Origin of the sequence: Caballeronia sordidicola, from assembly GCF_001544455.2 — a bacterium.
Lineage (GTDB): Bacteria > Pseudomonadota > Gammaproteobacteria > Burkholderiales > Burkholderiaceae > Caballeronia > Caballeronia sordidicola.
On record NZ_FCOC02000068.1, the window covers coordinates 1 to 667 of the forward strand.

At 56.5% G+C, this 667-nt stretch carries 1 pseudogene; it reads right to left on the reverse strand.

What is annotated here, in order from left to right:
• Positions 1-85 precede the first annotated feature (85 nt).
• Positions 86-667, reverse strand: a pseudogene (locus tag AWB64_RS30610) (ISNCY family transposase); the annotation flags it as partial.

Here is a 667-nt window from a genome sequence, read left to right on the forward strand (position 1 = left end):
CATGTAATGTCGAGGCTAAGTTCAGATGTCGGGGTTCCAGCTAAATAGAAATGTCGGGTTTCGTCATCTTTCATTTCTCTCATTCTTAAGGCTTTTGGGGTTGGGGCGGCGCAGCCGCCCCCCGTTCCTTCATCGCTTTTGCGCTGACTTTCAGAATGGCTTCGTTGATGTCGGCGAGGTTAAGCGCGCGCTGTTTCTTCAACCCGACGAGCGCTTTCTTAGCCAGAACTTCCTCGCCGCGATGCGTTCGCGAGGGTGATCCAGACGCACGACGATCGTCTCGTCTGGCCTGTACGCACAGTGCTACCTCCAGCGCCTGCGCAAGTCGTTTGTTCTCGACCTCCGCGCCTTGTTCGATGCGCGCAATGCGGTCATACGGCGTGCACGACAACGCGACCTTATCGACTTGTATTTCCACAGTGCCATCGGGATATTCGACGACTTCGATGTACTCATGGATCAAGGTGCGATTGGCCGGCGAGTCCTCCAGCAGGTACATTACTCGGTCGTATTGCACGGTTAGCGCGTTGGTGACTTTGCGCGGCACGCGATAGGCGAGTATCTGCCGCAGATCTTCATTGGCACGCATTGGCCGGTGCGCGTCATAGTCGCTCTTCGGTGGCTTGCCGAAACGCCGGTTGAACTCGGCAATGAAGCAGGGCGCGTA